We start from the raw sequence: 26,824 nt of genomic DNA, 5'->3' as shown, positions 1-26,824 counted from the left end.
CAGAGAAACAGGAATCATGTCAGACGCACTTCCAGTTGTTAACCATTGGGTCGGCGGAGCCGAGCTCGTCTCGACCAGCGGTCGCACGGCGCCCGTCTACGATCCGGCCCTCGGGGTCCAGACCAAGAACGTCGCCCTCGGCAACGCCGCCGAGATCGATGCGGCGGTCGCCGCCGCGAAGGCCGCGTTCCCGGCCTGGCGCGACACGTCGATCACCAAGCGCCAGCAGGTCATCTTCGCGTTCCGCGAGCTGCTCAACGCGCGCAAGGGCGAGCTGGCCGAGATCCTCACCTCCGAGCACGGCAAGGTGCTGTCGGATGCCGCAGGCGAGATCACCCGTGGGCTCGAGGTCGTCGAACTCGCCACCGGGTTCCCGCACCTGCTGAAGGGCGAGTACTCCGAGAACGTGTCGACCGGCGTCGACGTGTACTCGACGAAGCAGCCGCTCGGCGTGGTCGGCATCATCTCGCCGTTCAACTTTCCGGCGATGGTGCCGATGTGGTTCTTCCCGATCGCCATCGCGGCCGGCAACACGGTCGTGCTCAAGCCGAGCGAGAAAGACCCGTCGGCCGCCAACTGGCTCGCCGCGCTGTTCAAGGAGGCCGGTCTGCCCGACGGCGTGTTCAACGTGCTGCACGGCGACAAGGAGGCCGTCGACGGCCTGCTGAACCATCGCGACGTCAAGTCGATCTCGTTCGTGGGCTCGACGCCGATCGCGCACTACATCTACGAGACCGCGGCGAAGAACGGCAAGCGCGTGCAGGCGCTCGGCGGGGCGAAGAACCACATGCTGGTGCTGCCCGACGCCGACCTCGACCTGGCCGCGGATGCCGCCATCAACGCCGGTTTCGGCTCGGCAGGCGAGCGCTGTATGGCCATCTCGGTGCTGGTCGCCGTCGAGCCCATCGCCGACGAGCTGGTCGCGAAGATCAAGGAGCGCATGGCCACGCTGAAGACAGGCGACGGCCGCCGCGGCTGCGACATGGGCCCGCTGGTGACCGAGGTGCACCGTGACAAGGTGGCCTCCTACATCGACGTCGCGACGACGGATGGCGCCACCGTGGTGGTCGACGGCCGCGACATCGAGGTCGACGGAGAGGCGGAGGGCTTCTGGCTCGGCCCGACCCTCATCGACAACGTGCCGACCACGTCGAAGGTCTACCTCGACGAGATCTTCGGCCCGGTGCTCTCGGTCGTGCGCGTGCACTCCTACGAAGACGGCGTCGACCTCATCAACAACGGCGCCTACGGCAACGGAACGGCCATCTTCACCAACGACGGCGGCGCCGCCCGCCGCTTCCAGAACGAGGTCGAGGTGGGCATGATCGGCATCAACGTGCCGATTCCGGTGCCCGTGGCCTACCACTCCTTCGGTGGCGTCAAAGACTCGATCTTCGGTGACACGAAGGCCTACGGTCTCGCCGGGTTCCGCTTCTTCACGCAGGAGAAGGCCATCACCTCGCGCTGGCTCGACCCGTCGCACGGCGGCATCAACCTCGGCTTCCCCCAGAACTGACCGCGGAACGGAACCGATCCTGTGGAGACCGTCACCATTCAGGGCACGACTCTGCCCGCCTCCGACGTCATCCTCGGCCTCATGCGCATCACGCCGCTCAGCGACGACGAGATCCGCACCCTCGTGGGCACCGCGATCGACTCGGGCATCATCGTGTTCGACCACGCCGACATCTACGGCGACGTGCGGCACGGCTGCGAGACCCGGTTCGGAGACGCGGTGCGGTTCACCCCGGCCGAGCGCGAGAAGGTCGTCATCCAGAGCAAGGTCGGCATCCGGTCGGGTTACTTCGACTTCTCGAAGGAGCACATCCTCGCCACCGTCGACGAGTCGCTGCGGGCGCTCCGCACCGACTACCTCGACTTGCTGCTGCTGCACCGGCCCGACACCCTCGTCGAACCCGCCGAGGTGGCCGAGGCGTTCGACGAGCTCGAGGCGGCGGGAAAGGTGAGGCACTTCGGGGTCTCGAACCACACGCCCGGCCAGATCGAGTTGCTGAAGCGCGACATCCGTCAGCCGTTGGTGGTGAACCAGGTGCAGCTGAGCATCACCCACGCACCGCTGATCGCGCAGGGTGTCGCGGCGAACATGGGCGGCCTCGACCAGTCGATCTCGCGCGACAACGGCCTGCTCGACTACTCGCGACTGCACGACATGACGCTGCAGGCGTGGTCGCCGTTCCAGAAGGGGTTCTTCGACGGCGTCTTCCTCGGCGACCGGGAGCACTACGCCGAGCTGAACGACGTGATCGACGAGCTGGCGGCGGCGTACGGCGTGACGCCGACGGGAATCGCGGTGGCGTGGATCACGCGGCATCCGGCGCGCATGCAGGTCGTGCTCGGCACCACGAACCCCGGCCGCGTGGCCGAATCGGCGGCAGGGTCGGATGTCGCGCTGACGCGTGAGGAGTGGTACCGCCTGTTCACGGCGGCCGGTCACACGCTTCCCTAGCTAAGATTGACGACCGTGGCTCTCACTATCGCGATCGTCGGACTGCCCAATGTCGGCAAGTCCACCCTGTTCAACGCCCTCACCAAGAACCAGGTTCTGGCGGCGAACTACCCGTTCGCCACCATCGAGCCGAACGTGGGCGTGGTGAACCTGCCCGACCCGCGGCTCGACAAGCTCGCCGAGATCTTCGGCAGTGAGCGCATCCTGCCGGCGCCGGTGTCGTTCGTCGACATCGCGGGCATCGTGCGGGGCGCGAGCGAGGGGGAGGGGCTCGGCAACAAGTTCCTCGCCAACATCCGCGAGGCCGATGCGATCGCGCAGGTCATCCGCGGGTTCGAGGACTCCGACGTGGTGCACGTCGACGGCAAGGTCGACGCGGCGAGCGACATGGAGACGATCAACACCGAGCTGATCCTGGCCGACCTGCAGACGCTCGAGAAGGCCGAGGCCCGCTACGAGAAAGAGGTGCGCGGCAAGAAGCTCGAGCCGATCGTGCTCTCGACCGCGCAGGCGGCCCGCGAATACCTCGACACGGGCAAGCCGCTGTCGTCGTCGACGCTCGACCTCGAGCCCATCCGCGAGCTCGGGCTGCTGACCGCGAAGCCCTTCATCTACGTGTTCAACGTCGACGAGGCCATCCTCAACGATCCGGCGCGGAAGCAGGCGCTCGCCGACCTCGTGGCGCCGGCGCACGCCGTCTTCCTCGACGCCAAGCTCGAGTCGGAACTCATCGACCTCGACGCTGACGACGCGGCCGAGATGCTCGCGTCGACCGGCCAGGAGGAGAGCGGGCTCGACCAGCTCGCCCGCATCGGCTTCGACACGCTCGGTCTGCAGACCTACCTCACGGCCGGCCCGAAGGAGTCGCGTGCGTGGACGATCGGCAAGGGCTGGACGGCCCCGCAGGCGGCCGGTGTCATCCACACCGACTTCCAGAAGGGCTTCATCAAGGCCGAGATCATCTCGTTCGACGACCTCGTCGCGACCGGCTCGATCGCCGAGGCCCGCGCCAAGGGCAAGGCCCGCATCGAGGGCAAGGACTACGTCATGCAAGACGGCGACGTGGTCGAGTTCCGCTTCAACAACTGACCCGGCGCGTTCCAGACGCGCGGGTGGCGCTCAAAAAGCTGCAAATTACCGACACCGGGGCCCTATAGGGCGTCGGTCGTCGTGATTTGCAGCTTTTTCTGCGCGTGGCGGGTGCGTCCCCGCCCGTGCCACAACGGGGGGTGCCGCGCGCAGCCCCGCGGCCCTACGCTGGCGCTCGTGCCCCAGACCGAGAACGACGACCGGCCCGCCGGCCTCACCCGCAACGATCCCGGCTTCGAGGCCGCCGTCGACGGGGGCGGCTTCAACGCGCTCGAACCCACGGGCCGCCCTGACGCGATCGTGTTCCCTCAGACCGAGGCCGACCTCGTCGAGATCGTGCGCGCCGCCACCGAGACCGGCCAGAAGCTCGCCGTCCGCTCCGGCGGGCACAGCTGGGTCGCGTCGTCGGTGCGCCCCGACGGCATTCTCGTCGACCTGTCGGCCTTCGACTCCGTGGCGATCGACGCCGCCGCCCGCACCGCCACCGTCGGCCCGGCCGTGCGCGGCGGCGCCCTCGCTGCCCGCCTTGTGGCCCACGACCTCGCCTTCCCCGTCGGCCACTGCGGCAACCCGGGCGTGGGCGGCTACCTCCTGGGCGGCGGACTCGGCCTCAACTGGGGCCAATGGCTGCCCGCCTGCTTCTCGATCACGCGCCTTCGGGCCGTCACCGCCGACGGCGAGATCGTCACGGCCTCACCCACCGAGAACCCCGACCTGTTCTGGCTCGCCCGTGGCGTCGGCCCCGGCCTGCCGGCCATCGTCACCGAGTTCGAACTCGTGCTGCAGCCGCTGCCCCACGCGATCCGGGTGTCGACCTGGCTGTTCGCCCTCGACGCGTTGCCCGCGGTGACCGCCTGGCTGACGGATGCCGCGGCGCACCTGCCGCCGAGCGTCGAGCTCTCCGTGGTGACCGCGGGTGCCGGGCGCCCGGGCGACAGTGAGGACACCGCGGCGCACCCTCTGGTCATCAGCGTCGCGGCCACCGCCTTCGCCGACACCGAGGATGATGCCGCCCGTGCCCTCGCACCTCTCGGCGACGGCCCGGCCCTCGCCGACCCGATCGCTCACGCGCCCTTCGTGCCGGTGCCCTTCGAGCGGTTGCACGAGCCGGTCGACGCCACCTATCCCGATGGCGCCCGCTACGCGACCGACACCTTCTGGTTCGACCTCGACCTCGACGACGCCCTGGCGCCGTTGCCCGAGCTCGTGGCTTCGGCGCCCTCAGGCCAGAGCTACGTGCTCGCCGGTCTGCCCGCGAACGGCGGGGGAGCGGCTCTGCTGCCCCCGGGCCAGGCGGCCTACGGCCTGCACGACCGCTCCCTGCTCATCGTCTACACGATCTGGAACGACGCCGCCGACGACGCCGCCAATCTCGGCTGGCTGGCCGAGGTGCAGCAGGCGCTGCTGCCACGCGCCACCGGCCATTTCGTGAGCGAGGCCGACATCCGTCGTCATCCCGAGCGCGTCGCGGGATCGTTCCGGCCGGCCGATTGGGCGCGGGTCGAGCGGCTGCGTCGCGAGCTCGACGCGGGTGGTGTGTTCCAGGGCTATCCGGCCGGGGACTGAGCCGGTCGGCCGGAGCCGCGCGCCGCCGCGGCAGCCGCGACACCCCTTGCTACTGTCGGGAGCGAAGTCACAGCACATGCCCAGGCGAGCGAACGGGGAGTCCTCCGCATGAACATGATCACCGTCGTCAAGAACGGCCGGCTGAACCCCGACGTGCGGCTCTGGACCGGACTCGCCGCGGTGACGGTCGCCGTCTTGACGCTCGCCGAGTTCCTCGTGCAGGTGCTGCTCGTCGGCGCGCGACCGGCGCTCGACGACTCCGACGCACTCGCCGAATTCATGGCGCGCACGGCCAATCAGACTCTCTTCACCATTCTCATCGACACCTTCCTCATGGCGGCGCTGCTGGTGTTCCTCGGCGGGTTCCGCCAGATCATCACGCACACCCGCCCCGACCTGCAGTGGGTCGCCAACCTCGCCTACGGGTCGGGCGTGCTGTTCATCGCCGTGACCCTGGTGGGCGACGGCATGGAGGGCGGCACGGCGCTCGACACCATCGGCCTCACGCCGGATGCCTCGTCGCTGCGCGCGCTGACCGCCGGTCACACGCTGCTGTTCGGCTCGATCGGCTGCACCTTCAACGCCCTGATCGCCGCGGCCTCGGGCTACGTCATCCTGGCGTCGGAGGCGCTCCCGCGCTGGACCGGCTGGCTCGCCTACGTGGTCGCCGGCCTCAACCTGCTCTCGGTGCCCACGATGTTCGGCGGCACCAGCCCCGACTCGTTCTTCGCCGCAGGCGGAGCCGCGACGGCCGCGCTCGCGACCTTCCCGTGGCTGGTCTGGGTGGTGTGCGTCGGCTTCGTGACCATTCGCGACCGCCGCCGCCTCGAAGACCTGCCCGAGCACGTGCTCGCCCAGACGAGCGCGCGCGCCGCCGTCGCCGACTGACGAGCTGGAGCCCTACGACCCCGAGCGGCTCGCCCCGCCGGCCGGGGTTCCGGATGCCGCCAGCTCGTCGTCGGTCCACACGCCGCCGCCCGGGCCTTCGCCCGAGCCCGAGTCCGAATCCGGCCCCGCCGCCGAATCCGTCCCGTCCGTCCCGTCGGCCTCGTCGGAGCGCGCCTTGCCCTTGGGCCCGCGGCCGGCCCGGTAGACCGAGACCTCGACCCCCGGATGCCGCCGCGACTGCACCACGAACAGCACGATGCCGAGCGCGATCGCCGCGAACGACGCCCAGATGTTGGCGGGGATGCCGAGGAACCCGTCGCTCGACGGGTCGATGCGGATGGCTTCGAGCCAGCTGCGACCGAGGCCGTACCAGACCAGGTAGAGCGCGAACAGCTTGCCCCAGCGCAGCGCGAACCGGCGCTCGACGAGCAGCAGCAGGGCGACGCCAACGAGGTTCCAGATGATCTCATAGAGGAAGAGCGGGTGGAACAGGGTGCCGTCGGGCAGCCCCACCGGGAACTTGGCGTTGGTCGACTCGATCTCGAGCCCCCAGGGGAGGGTGGTCGGCAGGCCGAACAGCTCGTGGTTGAAGTAGTTGCCGACGCGGCCGATGGCCTGGGCGACGAGCATCGCGGGAGCGAGCGCATCGGCGAACGACCACAGCCGGATGCCCGTGATGCGGCAGCCGATGAACGCGCCGAGCGCGCCGCCGATCAGCGAGCCGTAGAGAGCGTTGCCGCCGTCCCAGATGGCGAACACGTTCCACAGATTCGCACCGGGGTAGAAGTAGTCGCCCACGTGGGTGAACACGTGGTAGAACCGTGCGCCGATGATGCCGAGCGGCACGGCCCAGAGCACGATGTCGATGACGACGCCGGGCTCGCCGCCGCGCCGGGTCAGGCGGCGGTTGACCAATAGCATCGCCACGATGATGCCGGCGAGGATGAAGAGAGCGTAGATGTGGATCGTCAGCGGCCCGACCGGGAACTGCTGGAAGGCGGGATCGGGACTGGGGATGCTGAGCGGGCTGATGATCGGCACCTTTCTGGCGTCGGCGCGGGCGATGCCCGGAGCAATCCGAGCACGTCGAATTCTAGATGATCGGTAGCCGATCAGCCCCGTCCCCACTAAGCTGGGGTGAGTTGTTGTGTTACCCATGAATCTTGAATAGGGTTTTCGGCTCCGCGTTCTGCGGTTCGAGAGCTTGCTTTTCTGAGGAGCGGAACAAAGTACACCGCGACGGTAGGCCCCGACAGGCGGGGCCGCTTACCTCGAAAAGAGAAAACAATGCCTACAGGCACCGTGAAATGGTTCAACTCCGAAAAGGGCTTCGGCTTCATCTCCCCCGATGACGGTGGAGAAGACGTGTTCGCCCACCACTCCGGCATCACCGGCAACGGCTACAAGAACCTCGAAGAGAACCAGCGCGTCTCGTTCGACGTCACCCAGGGCCGCAAGGGCCTGCAGGCCGAGAACATCGCACCGCTGAGCGCGTAAGCCTCACGCGCCAAGCGCCTCAAGAACCCCGCACGTGCCTCAGGGCCGTGCGGGGTTCTTTTCGTGATCCCGGTCGATGGGGTGGTTCAGCCGGGCCAATCCGCAGGTTCACACCGTAGGTTGAGAACATCTACCAGGGCAATTGCTCGACATCACGGCTGGGAAGTCGAAACGACACCAGTGAGCAGGCCTTGTGACCATCACGACCAACCCGTCTCCCCGTGCCACGGTTCCGCGTAAAGCGGGAGCCGCGCATCCGACCGCCGCCTATTCCGAGGTGCTGACGACTGTTCGCGACATGGGGCTGCTGCGCAAACGCCGCACGTTCTACATCGTCATGTTCTCGGTGCTCGTGCTCGCCCTCGGCGGCGCCGCCGCAGGCTTCGTGCTGCTCGGCGAGTCGTGGTACCAGCTGCTGATCGCCGGCGGCCTGGGCATCATCTTCACGCAGTTCGCGTTCCTCGCCCACGAAGCCTCGCACCGCCAGGTGTTCGAATCGGGCCCCGCCAACGACCGCGCAGGCCGCACGCTCGCCACCGCGTTCGTGGGCATGAGCTACACCTGGTGGATGTCGAAGCACACCCGCCACCACGGCAACCCGAACACCATCGGCAAAGACCCCGACATCGAGATCGACACGGTGTCGTTCCTCGAAGAGGATGCCGCGACCCGCAAGGGCCTGCAGGCCTGGATGACCCGCCGGCAGGGCTTCCTGCTCTACCCGCTGCTGCTGCTCGAAGGCCTCAACCTGCACTATCTGTCGTTCAAGACCCTCCTCAGCCGCAAGCCGGTCGAGGGCCGTCGCCTCGAACTCTGGTTCATCGGCGTGCGACTCGTGGCCTACGTGGGCGTCATCTTCTACTTCCTGCCGCTCGGCATGGCGTTCGCTTTCATCGGCGTGCAGCTGGCCGTGTTCGGCCTCTACATGGGCGCCTCGTTCGCACCGAACCACATCGGCATGACGATCTTCCCCGCGGGCTCGCGCATCGACTTCCTCAGCAAGCAGGTGCTCTCGTCGCGCAACATCGCCGGTGGCTGGGGCATGTCGATCTTCATGGGCGGCCTGAACCTGCAGATCGAGCACCACCTCTTTCCGAACATGGCCCGCCCCAACCTCATGAAGGCGCGCCCGATCGTGCAGGAGTACTGCGCGACGCACAAGATCCCCTACACCCAGACCTCGCTGCGGGCGGCTCACGCGGCGGTCATCGCCTACATGAACAAGGTCGGCATGTCGGCTCCCGACCCGTTCGACTGCCCGCTGGTCAACCAGTACCGCGTTCGACGCGCCTGAGTCACCGGCCCGGCCCGGCTATCGTAGTGGCGTGAGAAAGCTGCGCACCCGAGCCGGTCTCGGCGCCCTGATCGTGCTGGGCGCTGCGACGCTGGCGGTCGTCGTTCCGACCGGAGCCGCCTCGGCCCACGACGACGTCGTGTCGTCGAATCCCGCCGCCGACTCGTCGATCGACTCCGACCCGGGCGTCGTGACCCTCGACTTCTCCGAGGCGCTCTACACCAGCGGCCAGAACCCCGACGGGTTCGCGGCCCAGGTGATCGACAGCGAGGGCCTGCACTACGAATCCGGATGCGTGGCCGTCGACGGCGCACAGCTCACCGCCCCGGTCGCGCTCGGCGACGCGGGGGCGTATGTCGTGGTTTGGCGAGTGGCCTCCAACGACGGGCACCCGACATCCGGGCAGTTCGAGTTCGACTACGAGCCGGCCTCGCTCGACGGCGCGCATGACGGTCTCACCGACGCTCCGGTCTGCGGTCAGGCCTGGGCGGGGGAGCCCGACGGCGCCCCGACACCCACGGCGGCACCGGCCGCCCCGACACCGGCAGCCACGTCGACGGAGACCACCGATTCGGGCGGCACCACGGTGCAGCAGACCTTCACCGCCACCGAGACCGCCGCCGCGGTCGGCGGCGAGCTGCAGAATCCGGCGGCCGGCCTGCCCGTGCCGGTGATCGTGCTGCTCGGCGTCGTCGGGCTCGGTGCGATCGTCGCGATCGTGCTGATCGCCGTGCGCCGCAGCCGCAGCGGGGGCTACGGCGAACAGTGATGACCGGTATGCTCGTGGGCGGGACCACCGGTTCCATCAACTGAATACCGCTGGCCGCAAGGTCGACGCGGGAGAGCCGGGCTCGGATGACCGGGATCGGCACCGAAGGAGCAATCCTCCCCGATAATCTCTCAGGTCCTCGTACCGCGTCGAACTGGCCACTCTGGAAAGCAGTCCGCGGCACTGACAGCGGCTCGCCCATGGTGAAAGCATCGCGACAGGCCCGGCCTGACGTGGTGTGAAACTCTCAGGCACGATGACAGAGGGGGAGTTCTCACGAGCGCGAGCGCGCTCCCGACACTCGCCAGGCACGGCCTGCGACGACACCGGAGAACTCATGACCTCATCGACGGATTCCCCGCCCACCGATTCCCCGCCCACGCCGGGTGCGCGCTACTCGCCCTTGCACGACGTGCACGTCGCGGCCGGCGCCACCTTCACCGACTTCGCGGGCTGGCAGATGCCCGTGCGCTACTCGAGCGATCTGGCCGAGCACCACGCCGTGCGCACCGCCGCCGGCTTGTTCGACCTCTCGCACATGGCCGAGTTCACGGTCGCCGGGCTCGCGGCGGCCGACTTCCTCGACTTCTCGCTCGCGGGCAAGCTCTCGGCGATCGAGGTCGGGCAGGCCAAGTACTCGCTGCTGCTCGCCGTCGAGGGCGGCATCATCGACGACGTCGTCGTCTACCGCACGGGTGAGTCCGAGTTCGTGATCGTCGCCAACGCGTCGAACCGCGGACCGGTGTCGGCTGCCCTCGAGCAGCGGCTCGCCGAGTTCGGTGCGGGTTCGGGTGCCGGTGACGGTGCCGGCGCGACATCCGGAGCCGCCTCGGGCGCGACATCCGCCGGCCGCGTCGAGCTCGACGACGTGAGCGACGACACCGCGCTGATCGCCGTGCAGGGGCCGGCCGCGCTCGCCATCCTCGAGGCCACCGACGGCGTCGACGCCTCCGGGTTCGCCGGTCTGCGCTATTACCGGGCGCTCGCGTCGTTGTTCCAGGGCGAACGGATGCTCGTGGCCCGCACCGGCTACACGGGCGAAGACGGTTTCGAGCTCTACCTGGCTCCGGCTCTCGCGCCGGCGCTCTGGGCGGCGATCGCCGAGGCGGGCGCGTCGCACGGCATCGTGCCGGCCGGGCTCGCGAGCCGCGACACGCTGCGGCTCGAGGCCGGGATGCCGCTCTACGGCCACGAGCTCTCGCTCGAGACGTTCCCCGTGCAAGCCGGCCTCGGCCGGGTGCCGGCGCTGTCGAAGGGTGACTTCGTCGGTCGCGCGGCAGTCGAGGCGGGCCCCGCCGAGGGCGCCCCCGTGCTCGTCGGCCTCGTCGCCGAGGGCAAGCGCGCCGCCCGTGCCGACTACCCGGTGTTCGCCGCCGACGACTCGGTCGAGCCGATCGGCGTCGTCACGAGCGGGGCGTTGTCGCCGACGCTCGGGCATCCGATCGCCCTGGCCTACGTCGACCCCCGCTACGCCGAGCCGGGCACCGAGCTCAGTGTCGACATCCGGGGCAAACGTCTCGGCTACACCACGACCCCCCTGCCGTTCTACCGCCGGAAGAAGGACTGACATGCCCGAACAGAACGAACTGCGCTACACCGCCGAGCACGAGTGGGTGCTCGTCGAGGGAACCGTCGCCACGATCGGCATCACGGCCTACGCTGCCGCCCAGCTCGGCGACATCGTCTACCTCGACCTTCCGGATGCCGGCACCGAGGTCGCGGGCGGCAGCGTCGTCGGCGAGATCGAGTCCACGAAGTCGGTCGGCGAGCTCTTCGCCCCGGTCGACGGAACCGTGCTGGAGAAGAACACCGCGGTCGAGGATTCGCCCGAGCTCGTCAACAGCGACCCGCTCGGCGAGGGCTGGCTGCTCAAGGTGGAGTTCACCGAACTGCCCGAGCTGCTCTCGCTCGATGCCTACAACGCACTGATCGGGGACTGATCACACGATGACCACCGAGTCCTTACAGACCACCGCCCCGCTGCCCGGCGGCGATCAGACCGGCACGGCGCACACCGACGCCCCGCAGTCCGCGCACGCGGCCTCGCCGGCATCCGCCCCCGCGTCGCTCTCGGCCACCTCGGCCTTCTCGGGCCGCCACATCGGAACCGACGCCACCGCCCAGGCCCGCATGCTCGAGGCGGTCGGCTACGCGAGCATCACCGAGCTGATGAGCGCCGCCGTTCCCCGCGCCATCCAGTTCGACCAGTCGCTCGCCGACTCGCTCGTGCCGCCGGCGGCGACCGAGCGCGAGGCCGTCGACGAACTGCGCGCGCTCGCGTCGACGAACCGGGTGTCGAAGTCCTACCTGGGGCTCGGCTACTACGACACCATCACGCCCGCCGTGATCAAGCGCAACGTGCTCGAGAACCCCAGCTGGTACACCGCGTACACGCCCTACCAGCCCGAGATCTCGCAGGGGCGGCTCGAGGCGCTGATCAACTTCCAGACCATGGTCTCCGATCTCACCGGGCTCGCCACGGCCAACGCGTCGATGCTCGACGAGTCCACCGCGGCGGTCGAGGGCATGCTGCTCGCGCGCCGCGCCAGCAAGTCGACGTCGCCGAGGTTCCTCGTCGACGCCGACGCGCTGCCGCAGACCAAGTCGTTGCTGCGGGCCCGGGCCGAAGCGGTCGGCATCGAGATCGTCGAGCTCGTGCTCGACTCGGTCGACCACCCGGCCAACGGCGAGCATCCTCTCGCCGGGGCCACCTCCGAAGGCGCGTTCGGCGTGTTCGTGCAATACCCCGGGGCCTCCGGACGCGTCTGGAACCCCTCCGACGTGATCGAGATCGTGCACCAGGCCGGCGGCATCGCCGTGGTCGGCGCCGATCTGCTGGCACTCACGCTGATCACCTCGCCCGGCGAGCTCGGCGCCGACGTCGCCATCGGCAACTCGCAGCGGTTCGGCGTGCCGATGGGCTTCGGCGGTCCGCACGCCGGTTACATGTCGGTGCGCGCCGGCCTCGAGCGGCAGCTTCCCGGCCGCTTGGTGGGGGTGAGCGTCGACGCCGCGGGGCATCCGGCCTACCGCCTGAGCCTGCAGGCCCGCGAGCAGCACATCCGCCGCGAGAAGGCCACGTCGAACATCTGCACCGCGCAGGTGCTGCTCGCCGTGATGGCGGGCATGTATGCGGTCTACCACGGACCGGAGGGCCTCCGCGCCATCGCGGCCGGGGTCAACCGCAGCGCCCGCTCGATCGCGGCGCAGCTCTCGGCCGCCGGCTACGAGATCGTGCACGCCGACTACTTCGACACCATCCAGGTGCGGGTGCCCGAGCGAGCGCAGCGCCTGGCCGAGCACGCGCACTCACGCGGCATCCTGCTGCACGTCGTCGATGCCGACACGGTGAGCATCGCCGTCGACGAGACCACGACCGACATCGATCTGCTCGCGCTGGCCGTCGTGTTCGACGCCGAGCAGCGAACGGATGCCGCGGCCACCGCCGAGGGCGAGCCCAGCATCCCCGAGCACCTCGTGCGCACGAGCGACTACCTCACGCACCCCGTGTTCAACACGCACCGCTCCGAGACGAGCATGATGCGCTACCTCAAGCGCCTGGCCGACTACGACTACGCGCTCGACCGCGGCATGATTCCGCTGGGCTCGTGCACGATGAAGCTCAACGCGGCCAGCGAGATGGAGGCGGTGACCTGGCGCGAGTTCGCCGGCATCCACCCGTTCGCGCCGAAGAGCGACGTGGGCGGTTACCTCGAGCTCATCGGCCAGCTCGAGCGCTGGCTCGCCGACGTCACCGGCTACGACTCGGTGTCGCTGCAGCCGAACGCGGGCAGCCAAGGTGAGCTCGCGGGCCTGCTCGCCATCCGCGGATTCCACCGTGCCAACGGCGACGCCGAGCGCACCGTGTGCCTCATCCCGTCGAGTGCGCACGGCACCAACGCGGCATCCGCTGTTCTGGCCGGCATGAAGGTGGTCGTCGTCGCCTGCGACGACCTCGGCAACGTCGACCTCGACGACCTTCGCAGCAAGATCGAGCAGCACGCCGCCGATCTCGCCGCGCTCATGATCACCTACCCGTCGACCCACGGCGTCTACGAGCACGAGGTCACCGAGATCTGCCGGCTCGTGCACGAGGCGGGTGGCCAGGTCTACGTCGACGGAGCGAACCTCAACGCGTTGCTCGGCTTCGCGCGGTTCGGCGATTTCGGCGGCGACGTCTCGCACCTCAACCTGCACAAGACGTTCTGCATCCCGCACGGCGGCGGCGGCCCCGGCGTCGGTCCGGTGGCGGCGAAGGCGCACCTGGCTCCATTCCTTCCCGGGCATATGTTCGCCCAGGGCGACGAGCACCTGCTGGTCGACGGCTCGACGGTCGTGCACGGCGGCGGCCCGGTCTCGGCCGCGCCTTACGGCAGCCCGAGCATCCTGCCCATCAGCTGGGCCTACGTGCGCATGATGGGAATGAAGGGGCTGACGGATGCCACGGCCGCAGCCGTTCTGGCCGCGAACTACGTGGCGGCGCGACTCGCCCCCTACTACCCGGTGCTCTACACCGGTGAGAACGGGCTTGTCGCGCACGAGTGCATCCTCGACCTGCGCGCGATCACGCAGGCGTCGGGAGTCCCGGTCGACGACGTCGCGAAGCGCCTGGTCGACTACGGGTTCCACGCGCCGACGATGAGCTTCCCGGTCGCCGGCACCCTCATGGTCGAGCCGACCGAGAGCGAGGACATCGGCGAGATCGACCGGTTCATCGAGGCGATGATCGAGATCAAGCGCGAAATCGACGCCGTGGCCGCGGGGGAGTGGCCCGCCGACGACAACCCGCTGCGCAACGCACCTCACACGGCGCAGGCGGTCATCGAGGGCGAGTGGGCGCACGCCTACGACCGCGAGACCGCGGTCTACCCGGTGCGCTCCCTTGTGCGGGGCAAGTACTGGCCTCCGGTGCGCCGCATCGACCAGGCCTACGGCGACCGCAACCTCGTCTGCGCCTGCCCGCCCCCCGAGGCCTTCGAGTAACCCCCCCTCCGCCGAGTTGCGCCAAAGTGTCCGTCCCCTGCGGGGACGTGGGCACTTTGGCGCAACTCAGCACCTCCCGCGAGTTGCGCCGAAGTGCCCGTCCCCGTTCGGGGACTGGGCACTTCGGCGCAACTCGACGGGAGAGGGGGTTTGGTAGGGTTCTCGCCATGCCCGCTGATCGCTTCGCCCATCGCATCCGATCGCTCGTGGTGGGGGTGATCGTGGGCGCCGGGCTCGTGGCCGTGATCGCCTCGCCGGCCGCTGCCGCCGACCCCGTCTTCGCCGAGGGCGACTGCGTCGTCTACCGGATGCCTGACAACGGCCCCGGCGGTGCCCAGTGCAGCGGCGTCGACCTGAGCGGAACCCGTTTCGGCGAAGGCGACTTCCGGGGCGCCAACCTCATCGGCGCGAACTTCGCCGGCGGCGACGTGCAGGGCGCCGTGTTCTCGGGAGCGAACCTCGACGGCGCCGACTTCAGCGGCACCCGCATCGTGGGCGCCGACTTCAGCGGGTCGAGCATCCTGCCCGCGACCGTCGACCTCGTCGCCGACGCCTCCGGCACCGCGCCGGTGCAGATCGCGCCCAGCGTTCCGGCGGGCCTGACCCTCAACGGCTGCTCGATCGTGGGCGCACCGGTGGAGTCGGGGCAGGCGTTCCCGATCGGCACCTCGAACATCCTGTGCGAGCTCGCGACCTCGTTCAACGGCACCGCGTCGGCCGTCATGACGGTCAACGTCACGGCCTCGACCACCGCGACCCCCACGGCGACCCCGCTGTTCACCCCCGAACCCGTCACCTCGGCACCGACCGATGCCGCAGCGGCGACATCCGACTCCTCCACCCCCAACTGGCTCATGATCGGCGGCTTCATCGGCGGCGGCCTCCTGGTAGCCCTGGGCATCATCGCCTTCGTCGTCTCCAGCCGCCGCTCCCGCGCCTGACCCTGCCAGCGCAGCGGCGGCGGCGCACAAACCAGCTCAGAACAGGCTCGGGAAAGTGGACACCGCCCACGCGTAGCCGACGAACGACGCGATGTCGATGATCCAGTGCGCCACCACGAGCGGCATCACCCGCCCCCACCGCCAGTAGCACCAGCCGAACACGACGCCCAGCACCACGTTGCCGAAGAACGGTCCCACCCCCTGGTAGAGGTGGTAGCTGCCCCGCAGCACCGCGGCCGAGAGGATGATCTGCCACTTGTGCCAGCCGAGCTGCCGCAATCGCGTGAACAGGTAGCCGATGACGATCACCTCCTCCTGCAGGGCGGCGCGCAGGGCGGCCAGGATGAGGATGGGCGTCGTCCACCAGTAGGTGTCGAGCGGCGCCGGTACCACGTCGACCGTGAAGCCGAGCGCCCGGCCCACGAAGTAGAAGGCGATGCCGGGCACGCCGATGGCGAGCACCAGCAGCAGGCCGCGCCCCAGGTCGCTCGCCGGCTTCTGCACGTCGAACCCGATGCGGCGGAACGGGTTGCCGCCCGAGATGGCGAGCAGGTAGAGCACCAGCGCCACCGGCACGAGATCGAAGAAGATCGCGAGCAGTTGATAGGTGAGATCGAGCCATTCCCGGTCGCTCAGGGACCCGTTGATGGTGGCCGACTGGTCGGCCAGCGGGGTGTCGATCGTGAGCCGCGAGATGATGTTGACGATGGAGTAGACCGCGGATGCGCCGAGCGAGACGCCGAGCACGATCGCAATCTCGGTCCACAGCCGCCGACGGCGCACTCCGCCCCACGTGGTGGCTCGAGACATGACTCCGCTTTCTTGCGTCTAGCGCTTGTTATCCACAAATAGTGGAGCAATGCCACAATAAATCTGCCGAGATAGTTTCGTGTATGTAACTTTTTTCTCCGCCGTTTTGCTCTACACCTGGCCCCCACTTAGGGTACTTCCTTAGGTCGCGCCCTCCACAAGGGGGTTTCGCCTTGCCCGCATTTTGCACAGGAGGAAAATTGAAAATCAGACGGTATGGCATCGGCGCGCTCGCGCTGGTCGCCGCGAGTGCGCTCGCACTGTCGGGCTGCGCCAGCAGCGGCTCCGACACCAGCGCCACGGGAAGTTCATCAGCGGTCATCACCGCGAACGGCTCTGAGCCCCAGAACCCGCTCATCCCCACCAACACCAACGAGACCGGTGGCGGCCGCATCATCGACTCGATCTTCGCGGGTCTCGAGTACTACGACGCAACGGGTGCGCCGCAGCTCGACGTCGCCGAGAGCATCGACACCGATGACTCGCAGACCTTCACCATCAAGATCAAGCCCGACCTGACCTTCACCAACGGCGACCCCGTTGACGCGAACAGCTTCGTCGACGCGTGGCAGTACGGCGCCCTCCTGTCGAACGAGCAGCTGAACAGCTACTTCTTCGAAGACATCCAGGGCTTCAGCTACGACGAGGACAGCCCCCTGACCGGTCTGAGCGTGGTCGACGACACCACGTTCACCGTCACCCTCAACGAGCCCCGCGCGGACTTCCCCCTGCGCCTGGGCTACTCGGCGTTCTACCCGCTGCCCAAGTCGGCCTTCGACGACATGGACGCCTTCGGTCAGAACCCGATCGGCAACGGCCCCTACAAGCTGGCCAGCGACAGCGCCTGGCAGCACAACGAGAAGATCGACCTCGTCGTGAACGAGGACTACGACGGCGGCCGCAAGGCGGCCAACGGCGGCGTGACCTTCGTGTTCTACGCCAGCCAGGATGCCGCGTACGCCGACCTCCTCGGCGGCAACCTCGACGTGCTCGACGCGGTTCCGGACAGCGCGTTCGGCACCTACGAGTCCGACCTCGGCGACCGTGCCGTGAACCAGCCCTCCGCTGTGTTCCAGTCGTTCACCATCCCGGAGCGCCTCGCGCACTTCTCGGGTGAGGAAGGCGCGCTCCGTCGCGCAGCCCTCTCCGAGGCGATCAACCGCGACGAGATCACCGACGTCATCTTCCAGGGCACCCGCACCCCCGCCTCCGACTTCACCTCACCGGTGATCGACGGCTGGAGCGACTCCCTGGCCGGCGCCGACGTGCTGAAGTACGACGCCGACGACGCGAAGGCCAAGTGGGCTGCGGCCGACGCCATCTCGCCGTGGGAAGGCACCTTCCAGATCGCCTACAACGCCGACGGCGGCCACCAGGGCTGGGTCGACGCTGTGGCGAACAGCATCAAGAACACGCTGGGAATCGACGCCTCGGGTGCTCCGTACCCGACGTTCGCCGAGCAGCGCACGGCGATCACCGACCGCACCATCCAGACGGCGTTCCGCACCGGATGGCAGGCCGACTACCCCGGTCTGTTCAACTTCCTCGGCCCGCTCTACGCGACCAACGCGTCGTCGAACGACGGTGACTACTCGAACCCCGAGTTCGACGCCCTGCTCAACCAGGGTTCGGCCGATGCAGACCCCGAGACCGCCAACAAGGCGTTCCAGGATGCTCAGGAAATCCTTCTGAAGGACCTCCCGGCGATCCCGCTGTGGTACTCCAACGTCACCGGCGGTTACAGCGAGTCCGTGAGCGACGTGGACTTCGGCTGGAACTCGGTTCCGCTGTACTACGCGGTCACCAAGAGCTAGTTCTCGGATCTACGGGGGCGGCAGCTACCGGCTGTCGCCCCCGTATCATGTTCTCTAGTCCAGGTGGCACACAATGCCCATTAGCTCGATTGGTACGGTCTGACCTTTGGCCGGATATATCTTCAGGCGCATCCTGCAGGCGGTTCCCGTTCTGCTCGGTACGACCTTCCTCATCTACTTCATGGTCTTCGCAATGCCCGGAGACCCGCTGCTCGCCCTCTTCGGCGACAAGACCCCGAACCCGGCATTGCTCGAGCGGCTCCGCGCCGAGTACCACCTCGACCAGCCGTTCATCGTGCAGTACTTCCTCTACCTCGGCGGCATCCTGCGCGGCGACTTCGGCACCTCGTTCTCGGGTGAACCGGTCTCCGCGATCCTCGCCCGCACCTTCCCGGTCACGATCCGGCTCGCCATCATGGCGCTGTTCATCGAGTTCGTCGGCGGCGTTCTGATCGGTCTCGTCTCGGGCCTGCGCAAGGGCAAGCTCTTCGACGCGTCGGCGCTCGTGGTCAGCCTCATCTTCATCTCGCTGCCGATCTTCGTGATCGCCTTCGTGGGGCAGTTCATCTTCGGAATCCAACTGGGCTGGGCGAGGACGACGGTGTCCTCCGGTGCCCCGATCCAAGACCTGATCCTGCCGGCGTTCGTGTTGGCGAGCATCACGTTCGCGCAGATCGTGCGCCTCACCCGCTCGTCGGTGATCGAGACGCAGTCGCTCGACTTCGTGCGCACCGCCTACGGCAAGGGCCTCACCCGGCGGCGCATCATCCCGGTGCACATCCTGCGCAATTCGCTCATCCCCGTCGTGACCTACGCGGCCACCGACTTCGGCGTGCTGCTGGTCGGCGCGACCGTCACCGAGGGAATCTTCAACGTGCCCGGCGTCGGCCGCACGCTCTACCAGGCGATCATCCGAGGCGAGGGCCCCACCGTGGTCTCGTTCGTGACCGTCATGGTGCTCATCTATCTGGTGGTCAACCTCGTCGTCGACCTCCTCTACGGCCTTCTCGACCCGAGGATCCGCTATGTCAAGTAATCAGACCCCTCCGACCCCCGCACACTACGTCGCTCCTCTCGAGGAGACCCCGCTCGTCGCGGTCGACGCCGTCAAGGTCGGCGAACGCCCCAGCAACCTCTGGATCGACGCGTGGCGCGACATGCGCCGCCGCCCCATGTTCTGGATCTCGTCGGCGATCATCCTGCTGGTCGTGCTCGTGGCCCTGTTCCCGGGCCTGTTCACCCAGGTGCCGCCGAACGACGACTGCCAGCTGTCGAACAGCAACGGCGCGCCCACGGCCGAGCACATCCTCGGTTTCACCAAGCAGGGCTGCGACGTGTTCTCGCGCATCATCCACGGAACGTCGACGTCGCTGACGGTCGGCATCATCGTCACCATCCTCACCAGCGTGCTCGGCATCGTGTTCGGCATGTTCGCCGGCTACTACGGCGGCTGGCTCGACTCGGTGCTGTCCCGCGCGGGCGACATCTTCTTCTCGATCCCCTACATCCTGGCGGCCGTCGTCATCATGTCGGTGTTCTCGGCCTACCGGAACGTCTTCGTCATCGCGCTCGCCATCGGCATCTTCGCGTGGCCGGCGACGGCTCGTGTGCTGAGAGCCGAGATCTTGAGGGTGAAGAACTCCGACTACGTGATGGCCTCGCAGGCGCTCGGGGTGTCGCGGTTCCGCATCCTGATCCGTCACGTGCTGCCCAACTCGATCGCTCCCGTGATCGTGGTCACCACGATCTCGCTCGGTGCCGCGATCGTGGCCGAGGCGACCCTGTCGTTCCTCGGCGTCGGCCTGCCCAACTCGACCATGTCGTGGGGCAACGACATCAGCGCCGCGCAGACCGATCTGCGCACCGCGCCGCAAACGCTCATCTACCCGTCCATCGCGCTCTCGATCACCGTGCTCAGCTTCATCATGCTCGGTGAGGTCGTCAGAGACGCTCTCGACCCGAAGGCGAGGGCTCAGCGATGAGCGACCGCAACACCACCAGCCCGCAGACCGCCTCGACCGCGGCATCCGGTGCACAGAAGCCGCTGCTCGAGATCAAAGACCTCCAGGTCGGATTCCAGACCACGGGTGGCATCGTTCCCGCCGTGCGCGGCGTCGACCTCACCCTGATGCCGGGCCAGACGCTCGCCATCGTGGGGGAGTCCGGCTCGGGCAAGTCGACGACCGCACACGCGATCATCAACCTGCTGCCCGGCCCCGGCCGCATCACCGGCGGAAGCATCGTGTTCGACGGCCAGGAGCTCAGCTCCTTCTCGGAGAAGCAGATGGAGGAGGTGCGCGGCAGCCAGATCGGCTTCGTGCCCCAAGACCCGATGTCGAACCTCAACCCGGTGTGGTCGATCGGCTTCCAGGTCGAGGAGACCATCCGTGCGAACGGTGTCGCCACCGGCCGCAAAGAGGTGCGCGCCCACGCCATCCAGGTGCTGAAAGAGGCCGGTCTCGCCGATGCCGACAAGCGCCTGAAGCAGTTCCCGCACCAGTTCTCGGGCGGTATGCGTCAGCGCGTGCTGATCGGCATCGGCCTCTCGGCCCGCCCGAAGCTGCTGATCGCCGACGAGCCCACCTCGGCGCTCGACGTCACGGTGCAGCGGCGCATCCTCGACCACCTCGACATCGGCACCGCCGTGCTGTTCATCACGCACGACCTCGGCCTCGCCGCCGAGCGTGCCGAGCAGCTCGTCGTGATGTACAAGGGCAAGATCGTCGAGGCCGGGCCTTCGAAGGAGATCCTGCAGAACCCGGTGCACCCCTACACGCAGCGCCTCGTCGCCGCCGCGCCGAGCCTCGCGTCACGCCGCATCCAGTCGGCCACCCTGGCGTCGCCGACGCATCACCTCAGCGACCTCGACTACGCACCCACCAAGGTGACCGAGGGCCTCGACCTCATCGCCGCCGCCGAGGAGCGCATCGAGCACCAGCCCAAGGTGAAGCGCCCCGACGCCATCGTGGTGAAAGACCTCACCAAGGTCTACAAGATCCGCGGTCAGGGCAAGGGCGCCGCCGGCAGCCTCACTGCCGCCGACAACGTGAACTTCTCGGTCGAGAAGGGCACCACCACGGCGCTCGTGGGGGAGTCGGGCTCGGGCAAATCGACCGTGGCGAAGATGATCCTGCGCCTGGAAGACCCCACCAGCGGTTCGATCATGATCGACGGCCAGGATGTCGCGCCCCTCAAGGGCAAGCCGTTGCTCGACCTGCGCCGGCGCATGCAGCCGGTGTTCCAAGACCCCTACGGTTCGCTCGACCCGCTGCGCAACATCGGCAACACCATCGCCGAGCCGCTCAGCACCCACAAGGTGGGCGACCGCGCGTCGCGCAAGGCCCGGGTGCTCGAGCTGCTCGACCAGGTCGCGCTGCCGCAGGCGCTCATCACGCGGTATCCCAACGAACTCTCAGGTGGACAGCGTCAGCGCGTGGCGATCGCCCGGGCTCTCGCGCTGAAGCCCGACATCGTCGTGCTCGACGAGGCGGTCTCGGCGCTCGACGTGCTCGTGCAGGCCCAGATCCTCAAGCTTCTCGCCGATCTGCAGGCCGAACTCGAGCTCACCTATCTGTTCATCACCCACGACCTCGCGGTCGTGCGGGTGATCGCCGACAACGTCTGCGTCATGCAGAACGGCAAGATCGTGGAGGCCGCGACCACCGATGACGTCTTCGACAACCCTCAGGAGCAATATACTAAGGAGTTGCTGAACGCCATCCCGGGAGCTGGAATCACCCTGGGCGTTTAGCGGATCGGGCCACGTCGCCCACCGACCCCGCTATTTAGAGCCCGAAGGGTGGCCTGTCCACCGGTTCCGGGTTCATGAACTGAGGACTTCTTCCATGGCACAAGCCACCCGCGATGACCTGCGCAACGTCGCAATCGTCGCTCACGTCGACCACGGCAAGACGACACTCGTCGACGCCATGCTCACGCAGACCAACTCGTTCGACGCCCACTTCGACGCCGACGACCGCATGATGGACTCGAACGACCTCGAGCGCGAAAAGGGCATCACGATCCTCGCCAAGAACACGGCGATCTCGTACAACGGCAAGCACGCGGGCGACAAGCCGATCACCATCAACGTGATCGACACCCCGGGCCACGCCGACTTCGGCGGCGAGGTCGAGCGCGGCCTGTCGATGGTCGACGGCGTGGTGCTTCTCGTCGACGCATCCGAGGGCCCGCTGCCGCAGACCCGCTTCGTGCTGCGCAAGGCGCTCGAGGCCAAGCTGCCCGTCATCCTGTTGGTCAACAAGACCGACCGCCCGGATGCGCGCATCGACGAGGTCGTGGGCGAGTCGCAAGACCTGCTGCTCGGCCTCGCCTCCGACATGGCCGACGACGTGCCCGACCTCGACCTCGACGCCATCCTCGACGTGCCGGTGGTCTACGCCTCCGGGCGCAACGGCGCCGCCTCGCTGAACAAGCCCGAGAACGGCACCCTGCCCGACAACGACGACCTCGAGCCGCTGTTCGGCGCCATCCTGGAGCACATCCCGGCGCCGACCTACGACGACGAGGCGCCGCTGCAGGCCCACGTCACCAACCTCGACTCGTCGCCGTTCCTCGGCCGTCTCGCCCTGCTGCGTGTCTTCAACGGCACCATCAAGAAGGGCCAGCAGGTCGCGTGGGTCAAGCACGACGGCTCGGTGCACAACCAGCGCATCAGCGAGCTGCTGAAGACCGTGGCGCTCACCCGCGTGCCCACCGAGTCGGCCGGCCCCGGCGACATCGTGGCCATCGCCGGCATCGAGGACATCACGATCGGTGAGACGATCGCCGACCCCGAAGACGTGCGCCCGCTGCCCGCGATCACCGTCGACGACCCCGCCATCTCGATGACCATCGGCACCAACACCTCCCCGCTCGTCGGCAAGGTCAAGGGCCACAAGCTCACCGCCCGCATGGTGAAGGACCGCCTCGACCGCGAGCTGGTGGGCAACGTGTCGCTGCGCGTCGTCGACATCGGAAACCCCGCCGCCTGGGAGGTTCAGGGCCGTGGTGAGCTCGCGCTCGCCATCCTGGTCGAGAACATGCGTCGCGAGGGCTACGAGCTCACCGTCGGCAAGCCGCAGGTGGTCACCAAGCAGGTCAACGGCAAGACCCACGAGCCCTACGAGCACCTCACGATCGATGCCCCGGAGGAATATCTCGGCGCGATCACGCAGCTGCTCGCCGCTCGCAAGGGCCGCATGGACGGCATGTCGAACCACGGCACCGGCTGGGTGCGCATGGAGTTCATCGTTCCTTCGCGCGGGCTCATCGGGTTCCGCACCGAGTTCCTCACCATCACCCGTGGCACCGGCATCGCCAACGCCATCTCGCACGGCTACGACGAGTGGGCCGGGGCGATCGTCACGCGCAACAACGGATCGATCGTGGCCGACCGCTCGGGCGTCGTCACGCCGTTCGCGATCGTCGCTCTGCAGGAGCGCATGACGTTCTTCGTGAACCCGACCGAAGAGGTCTACGAGGGCATGGTGATCGGCGAGAACTCGCGCGCCGACGACATGGACGTGAACATCACCAAAGAGAAGAAGCTGACCAACATGCGTCAGTCGACCTCCGACTCGTTCGAGTCGATGACGCCGTCTCGCCAGCTCTCGCTCGAGGAGTCGCTCGAGTTCGCTCGCGAAGACGAGTGCGTCGAGGTGACGCCCGAGACCGTGCGCATTCGCAAGGTCGAGCTCGACCAGAACGCGCGCGCCCGCCGCACCGCGAACCTCAAGCGCGCCAACCAGTAGCAGCCGGAGCACCGGCGGCTCGTCCGCTGGCCCGGGAAAGCTGGGTCAGCGGGTGGCCGTGCGGCCGCTCAGCAGCAGCGCGGCGACCGCGATGACGGTCGCGAACACGAACACGCCACCGAACGCGAACGGCACGGTCTCGCCGCCGAGCGCCTGGAACAGGATGCCGGCGAGGGCGAGCGACATGGCCGGGCCAGCTGCATCCGCGATGCTGAGGGCGGCGCTGTTGAATCCCTGACGGTGCGGTTCGGAGTAGGTCAGGGTGAGCACCGAGAGGCGCGGGTAGGCGAGGCCCATGCCCGCTCCCGAGATCGCCCAGCCGGCGATGACCACCCAGGCCGGCAACCCGAGCAGGGCGGTGGCGGCCGCGAGACCGGCCGCGCCGGCGACGAACGCGGTGCCGAGTCGCAGTGCCGTCGACGTGGGGAGCGACCGGATGATCTGCCCCTGCAACCAGGAGGTGGCGCCCCAGGCGATGCCGGCTGCTGTGAGCGCGAGGCCGGCCGTCGACGGGCTGAGTCCGAACTCCCCGGTGAGCAGGTAGGGCAGGTAGACCTCAGCGGCGAAGTAGCCCCCCGCGAGCACCAGGCGGATGAGGATGACGCTCGGCAGCCCGCGCGCGCCGAGCAGCGTGCGGCGGGGGAGCAGCGGGCGCAGCGCGACGAGCGCCACGACGAGCGCGGCGGCGGCGAGCACGATCACGGCCGCGCCCTCGAGTTCGGTCGAGAGGCTGAGTCCGAGGATGGCCGCGCCGAGCGCGACCGCCCACGCGATGCGGCTGAGGCTCCAGGGCACGGGCGTGCCGGTGGTGCCTGGTGCGCCGTTGCCGCCAGCTGCCGGGCCGGCCGGCGCCGTGCCGGCGTCGGTGGCCGTGCCGGCATCGGCGCCGGTGCCGGCGTCGGTGGCCGCGCCGGCATCCGCCACCGCCCTGCCCGCGCCCGCGGCCAGGTAGCGCATCGCCGGAACCACCATGGCGAGGGCCGGAACGACCAGCGCCGCCACCCCCAGGAACACCCAGCGCCAGCCCACCGTCTCGCCGAGCACGCCGGCGAGGTAGGGGCCGATGAGAGCCGGCAGCACCCACGCCGCCGCGAACATGCCGAAGATCTTCGGCTGCAGCGCCGTGGGGTAGACGCGGGCGACGATGACGTAGAGCGCCACCGTCATCGCGCCGCCGCCGACGCCATGCACGAGGCGGCCGGCGACCATCGTGCCCATGGTGGTGGCGGTGCCGGCCACGACGAGTCCGGTGGCGAACAGCGCGACCGACGCGTAGAGCGGCACCCGTGGGCCGTTGCGGTCGCACCAGTTGCCGGCGAGCACCATGCCGAGCACCGACACCGCGAGCGGCCCCGAGAAGGCCACCGCGTAGAGCGAGGCGCCGTCGAGCTCGGCGCTGATGACGGGCATCACGGTGGTCACCGCGAGGTTCTCGAACGCCGCCACGAACACCAGCGCGAACGCGCCGATCGTGATGAGCCGGTAACGCCTGCTGAGCACCCCCTCGCGGGAGCGGATGGCGTGGTCGGTCACCTCACCGACCCTACCGCGGAGTTCGAACGGGACAATTTTCCGGGCGCCGAGCCGTCATCGTGGACGGCGCGCGGAAAATTATCCGATTCAGCCGCCGAACAGGGTCGCGCCGACGTACGACCCGGATGCCGCACCCGGCGGCACCGCGAAGATGCCCGACCCGACGTGCCTGATGTACTCGTTCATCGCGTCGTTCTTGGCCAGGTTCATCTGGATCGGGATGAACTGCGTTCTGGGGTCGCGCTGGTAGGCGATGAAGAACAGTCCCGCGTTGAGCCGGCCGAGGTCGTCGTTGCCGTCGACGAAGTTGTAGCCGCGGCGCAGCAGTTGCGCGCCCGCGTTCTGGTCGGGGTGCGACAGCCGCACGTGCGCGGCCTCGTCGATGAGCGGCGCACCGCCCTGGCCGGTGGCGGCGAAGTCGGGCTCCGAGAACTCGGTGCCGCCCGAGTAGGGCGCGCCCTCGCCCTTGGTGCGCCCGATGATGCGCTCCTGTTCGCGCAGCGACGTGCGGTCCCAGGTCTCGATGGTCATGCGGATCTTGCGCGCCACGAGATAGGAGCCGCCCGCCATCCAGGCCGCGCCGTCGGCCTTCGACGCCCAGACCTGGTCGTCGACGACGCCGGTGTCTTCGGACTTGATGTTGGCCGTGCCGTCTTTGAAGCCGAAGAGGTTGCGCGGCGTCTGCTGCGCCCGCGAGGTGGAGCTGGTGCGCCCGAAACCGAGCTGCGACCAGCGGATCGACGCGCGGCCGAACGCGATGCGCGAGAGGTTTCGGATGGCGTGAACGGCCACCTGCGGGTCGTCGCTGCAGGCCTGGATGCAGAGGTCGCCGCCGCTCAGGGTGTCTTGCAGCATGTCGGCCGGAAAGTGCGGCAGGTCGACCAGAGCGGCCGGGCGGTCGGCGGCGATGCCGAAACGGTCGGCGCCGGAGCTGTCGGTGAAGAGGGTCGGCCCGAAGCCGAAGGTGATGGTGAGACCGGATGCCGGCAGGTCGAGCGCTTCTCCCGTGTCATCCGGGGGAGCGTCGTAGGGGCCGCCGACCGCGCCGTAGGTTCCGGCCTGCTTGCCCTGGGTCATCAGCGCGGCCGCCGCACTCCAGTCCTGCAGCAGGCCGACCAGTTCGTCGCGCGTGATGTCGGCGACGTCGAAGCTCGCGAAGTGCAGGCGGTCTTGGGCGGGCGTGGTGATGCCCGACTGGTTGGGGCCGAAGAAGGGGTAGACGGCCGCGTTCTCCTGCGCCGACGCCGACGGGGGCAGCACGAACCGATCGAGGGCGGCGCCGACACCCGCGCCGACGATGCCCGCCCCGGCGAGGCCGAACAACCCCCTGCGGGAGATGCCGGTCTTGGCCGGGGCGGGCGCCGGTGTCGAGGTGTCTGGCTGCTCCGGTGACGGCTCGTGCTCAGACATGACTACAACC

General features: G+C 68.6%; 21 protein-coding genes and 2 riboswitches. Of the genes, 17 read left to right on the top strand and 4 right to left on the bottom strand.

Annotated features, from left to right (window positions below):
* The first annotated feature begins 16 nt into the window (after positions 1–16).
* The 5 genes from N1032_RS10835 (at position 17) to N1032_RS10815 (ending at position 6,010) form a co-directional block, all read left to right on the top strand.
* Positions 17–1,516 (top strand): CoA-acylating methylmalonate-semialdehyde dehydrogenase, encoded by a 1,500-nt coding sequence (locus N1032_RS10835; RefSeq protein WP_259539073.1) that lies wholly within the window; start codon positions 17–19, stop codon positions 1,514–1,516.
* 21 nt (positions 1,517–1,537) lie between these two features.
* Positions 1,538–2,467, top strand: a complete 930-nt coding sequence (locus N1032_RS10830; RefSeq protein WP_259539072.1) for an aldo/keto reductase — start codon at positions 1,538–1,540, stop codon at positions 2,465–2,467.
* Between the two features lie 15 nt (positions 2,468–2,482).
* On the top strand, positions 2,483–3,556 hold the full coding sequence (gene ychF, locus N1032_RS10825) for a redox-regulated ATPase YchF (protein ID WP_259539071.1): 1,074 nt from the start codon (positions 2,483–2,485) through the stop codon (positions 3,554–3,556).
* Positions 3,557–3,733: 177 nt separating this feature from the next.
* On the top strand, positions 3,734–5,122 hold the full coding sequence (locus tag N1032_RS10820; protein ID WP_259539070.1) for an FAD-binding oxidoreductase: 1,389 nt from the start codon (positions 3,734–3,736) through the stop codon (positions 5,120–5,122).
* Between the two features lie 108 nt (positions 5,123–5,230).
* Positions 5,231–6,010, top strand: a complete 780-nt coding sequence (locus N1032_RS10815; RefSeq protein WP_259539069.1) for a hypothetical protein — start codon at positions 5,231–5,233, stop codon at positions 6,008–6,010.
* 12 nt (positions 6,011–6,022) lie between these two features.
* On the opposite strand, the gene lgt is transcribed toward N1032_RS10815, so the two are convergent.
* Positions 6,023–7,045 (bottom strand): prolipoprotein diacylglyceryl transferase, encoded by a 1,023-nt coding sequence (gene lgt, locus N1032_RS10810; RefSeq protein WP_407933032.1) that lies wholly within the window; start codon positions 7,043–7,045, stop codon positions 6,023–6,025.
* Between the two features lie 252 nt (positions 7,046–7,297).
* Here lgt and N1032_RS10805 point away from each other — a divergent pair, with 252 nt between their 5' ends.
* The 7 genes from N1032_RS10805 to N1032_RS10775 all read left to right on the top strand — a co-directional run bounded on the left by N1032_RS10805 (position 7,298) and on the right by N1032_RS10775 (position 15,494).
* Positions 7,298–7,507, top strand: coding sequence for a cold-shock protein (locus N1032_RS10805; protein WP_259539068.1), 210 nt, complete (start codon positions 7,298–7,300; stop codon positions 7,505–7,507).
* 199 nt (positions 7,508–7,706) lie between these two features.
* Positions 7,707–8,801: a fatty acid desaturase family protein gene (locus N1032_RS10800; RefSeq protein WP_259539186.1), complete on the top strand. Its 1,095-nt coding sequence runs from the start codon at positions 7,707–7,709 to the stop codon at positions 8,799–8,801.
* Between the two features lie 31 nt (positions 8,802–8,832).
* The gene (locus N1032_RS10795) at positions 8,833–9,570 is read left to right on the top strand and encodes a copper resistance CopC family protein (RefSeq protein ID WP_259539067.1); all 738 of its coding nucleotides are present in this window, start codon (positions 8,833–8,835) and stop codon (positions 9,568–9,570) included.
* Between the two features lie 58 nt (positions 9,571–9,628).
* Positions 9,629–9,727, top strand: a riboswitch (glycine riboswitch).
* A 1-nt stretch (position 9,728) separates the two neighbouring features.
* Positions 9,729–9,840, top strand: a riboswitch (glycine riboswitch).
* A gap of 67 nt (positions 9,841–9,907) precedes the next feature.
* On the top strand, positions 9,908–11,137 hold the full coding sequence (locus N1032_RS10790; protein ID WP_259539066.1) for a glycine cleavage system aminomethyltransferase GcvT: 1,230 nt from the start codon (positions 9,908–9,910) through the stop codon (positions 11,135–11,137).
* A 1-nt stretch (position 11,138) separates the two neighbouring features.
* Positions 11,139–11,510: a glycine cleavage system protein GcvH gene (gene gcvH / locus N1032_RS10785; RefSeq protein ID WP_259539065.1), complete on the top strand. Its 372-nt coding sequence runs from the start codon at positions 11,139–11,141 to the stop codon at positions 11,508–11,510.
* A gap of 190 nt (positions 11,511–11,700) precedes the next feature.
* Positions 11,701–14,553 carry an aminomethyl-transferring glycine dehydrogenase gene (gene gcvP, locus N1032_RS10780; protein WP_407933031.1) on the top strand — a complete coding sequence of 951 codons (2,853 nt, stop codon included), beginning with the start codon at positions 11,701–11,703 and terminating at the stop codon, positions 14,551–14,553.
* Positions 14,554–14,720: 167 nt separating this feature from the next.
* A complete protein-coding gene (locus N1032_RS10775) occupies positions 14,721–15,494 on the top strand; it encodes a pentapeptide repeat-containing protein (RefSeq protein ID WP_259539063.1) in 774 nt (257 codons plus the stop codon).
* A 36-nt stretch (positions 15,495–15,530) separates the two neighbouring features.
* Here the strand turns inward: N1032_RS10775 and N1032_RS10770 are convergent, their stop codons facing one another.
* Positions 15,531–16,304 (bottom strand): CPBP family intramembrane glutamic endopeptidase, encoded by a 774-nt coding sequence (locus tag N1032_RS10770; protein ID WP_259539062.1) that lies wholly within the window; start codon positions 16,302–16,304, stop codon positions 15,531–15,533.
* A 200-nt stretch (positions 16,305–16,504) separates the two neighbouring features.
* On the opposite strand from N1032_RS10770, the gene N1032_RS10765 reads away from it, so the two are divergent.
* The 5 genes from N1032_RS10765 (at position 16,505) to typA (ending at position 23,871) form a co-directional block, all read left to right on the top strand.
* The gene (locus tag N1032_RS10765; RefSeq protein ID WP_259539061.1) at positions 16,505–18,118 is read left to right on the top strand and encodes a peptide ABC transporter substrate-binding protein; all 1,614 of its coding nucleotides are present in this window, start codon (positions 16,505–16,507) and stop codon (positions 18,116–18,118) included.
* 106 nt (positions 18,119–18,224) lie between these two features.
* Positions 18,225–19,154, top strand: coding sequence for an ABC transporter permease (locus tag N1032_RS10760; protein WP_259539060.1), 930 nt, complete (start codon positions 18,225–18,227; stop codon positions 19,152–19,154).
* Entirely contained in the window at positions 19,144–20,100 is a 957-nt protein-coding gene (locus N1032_RS10755) for an ABC transporter permease (protein ID WP_259539059.1), read from the top strand. Before N1032_RS10760 ends, N1032_RS10755 begins: the two co-directional genes overlap by 11 nt.
* The gene (locus N1032_RS10750) at positions 20,097–21,869 is read left to right on the top strand and encodes a dipeptide ABC transporter ATP-binding protein (protein ID WP_259539058.1); all 1,773 of its coding nucleotides are present in this window, start codon (positions 20,097–20,099) and stop codon (positions 21,867–21,869) included. Before N1032_RS10755 ends, N1032_RS10750 begins: the two co-directional genes overlap by 4 nt.
* A 94-nt stretch (positions 21,870–21,963) precedes the next feature.
* Positions 21,964–23,871, top strand: coding sequence for a translational GTPase TypA (typA, locus tag N1032_RS10745; protein WP_259539057.1), 1,908 nt, complete (start codon positions 21,964–21,966; stop codon positions 23,869–23,871).
* 45 nt (positions 23,872–23,916) lie between these two features.
* On the opposite strand, the gene N1032_RS10740 is transcribed toward typA, so the two are convergent.
* Both N1032_RS10740 and efeB read right to left on the bottom strand, forming a co-directional pair.
* Entirely contained in the window at positions 23,917–25,404 is a 1,488-nt protein-coding gene (locus tag N1032_RS10740) for an MFS transporter (protein WP_259539056.1), read from the bottom strand.
* 87 nt (positions 25,405–25,491) lie between these two features.
* On the bottom strand, positions 25,492–26,814 hold the full coding sequence (gene efeB, locus N1032_RS10735) for an iron uptake transporter deferrochelatase/peroxidase subunit (RefSeq protein WP_259539055.1): 1,323 nt from the start codon (positions 26,812–26,814) through the stop codon (positions 25,492–25,494).
* Positions 26,815–26,824 lie beyond the last annotated feature (10 nt).

Origin of the sequence: Herbiconiux daphne (genome assembly GCF_024979295.1) — a bacterium.
Classification (GTDB): domain Bacteria; phylum Actinomycetota; class Actinomycetes; order Actinomycetales; family Microbacteriaceae; genus Herbiconiux; species Herbiconiux daphnes.
Note: the sequence above shows the minus strand (reverse complement) of the source record. Positions and strands in the feature narration are given on the sequence as shown.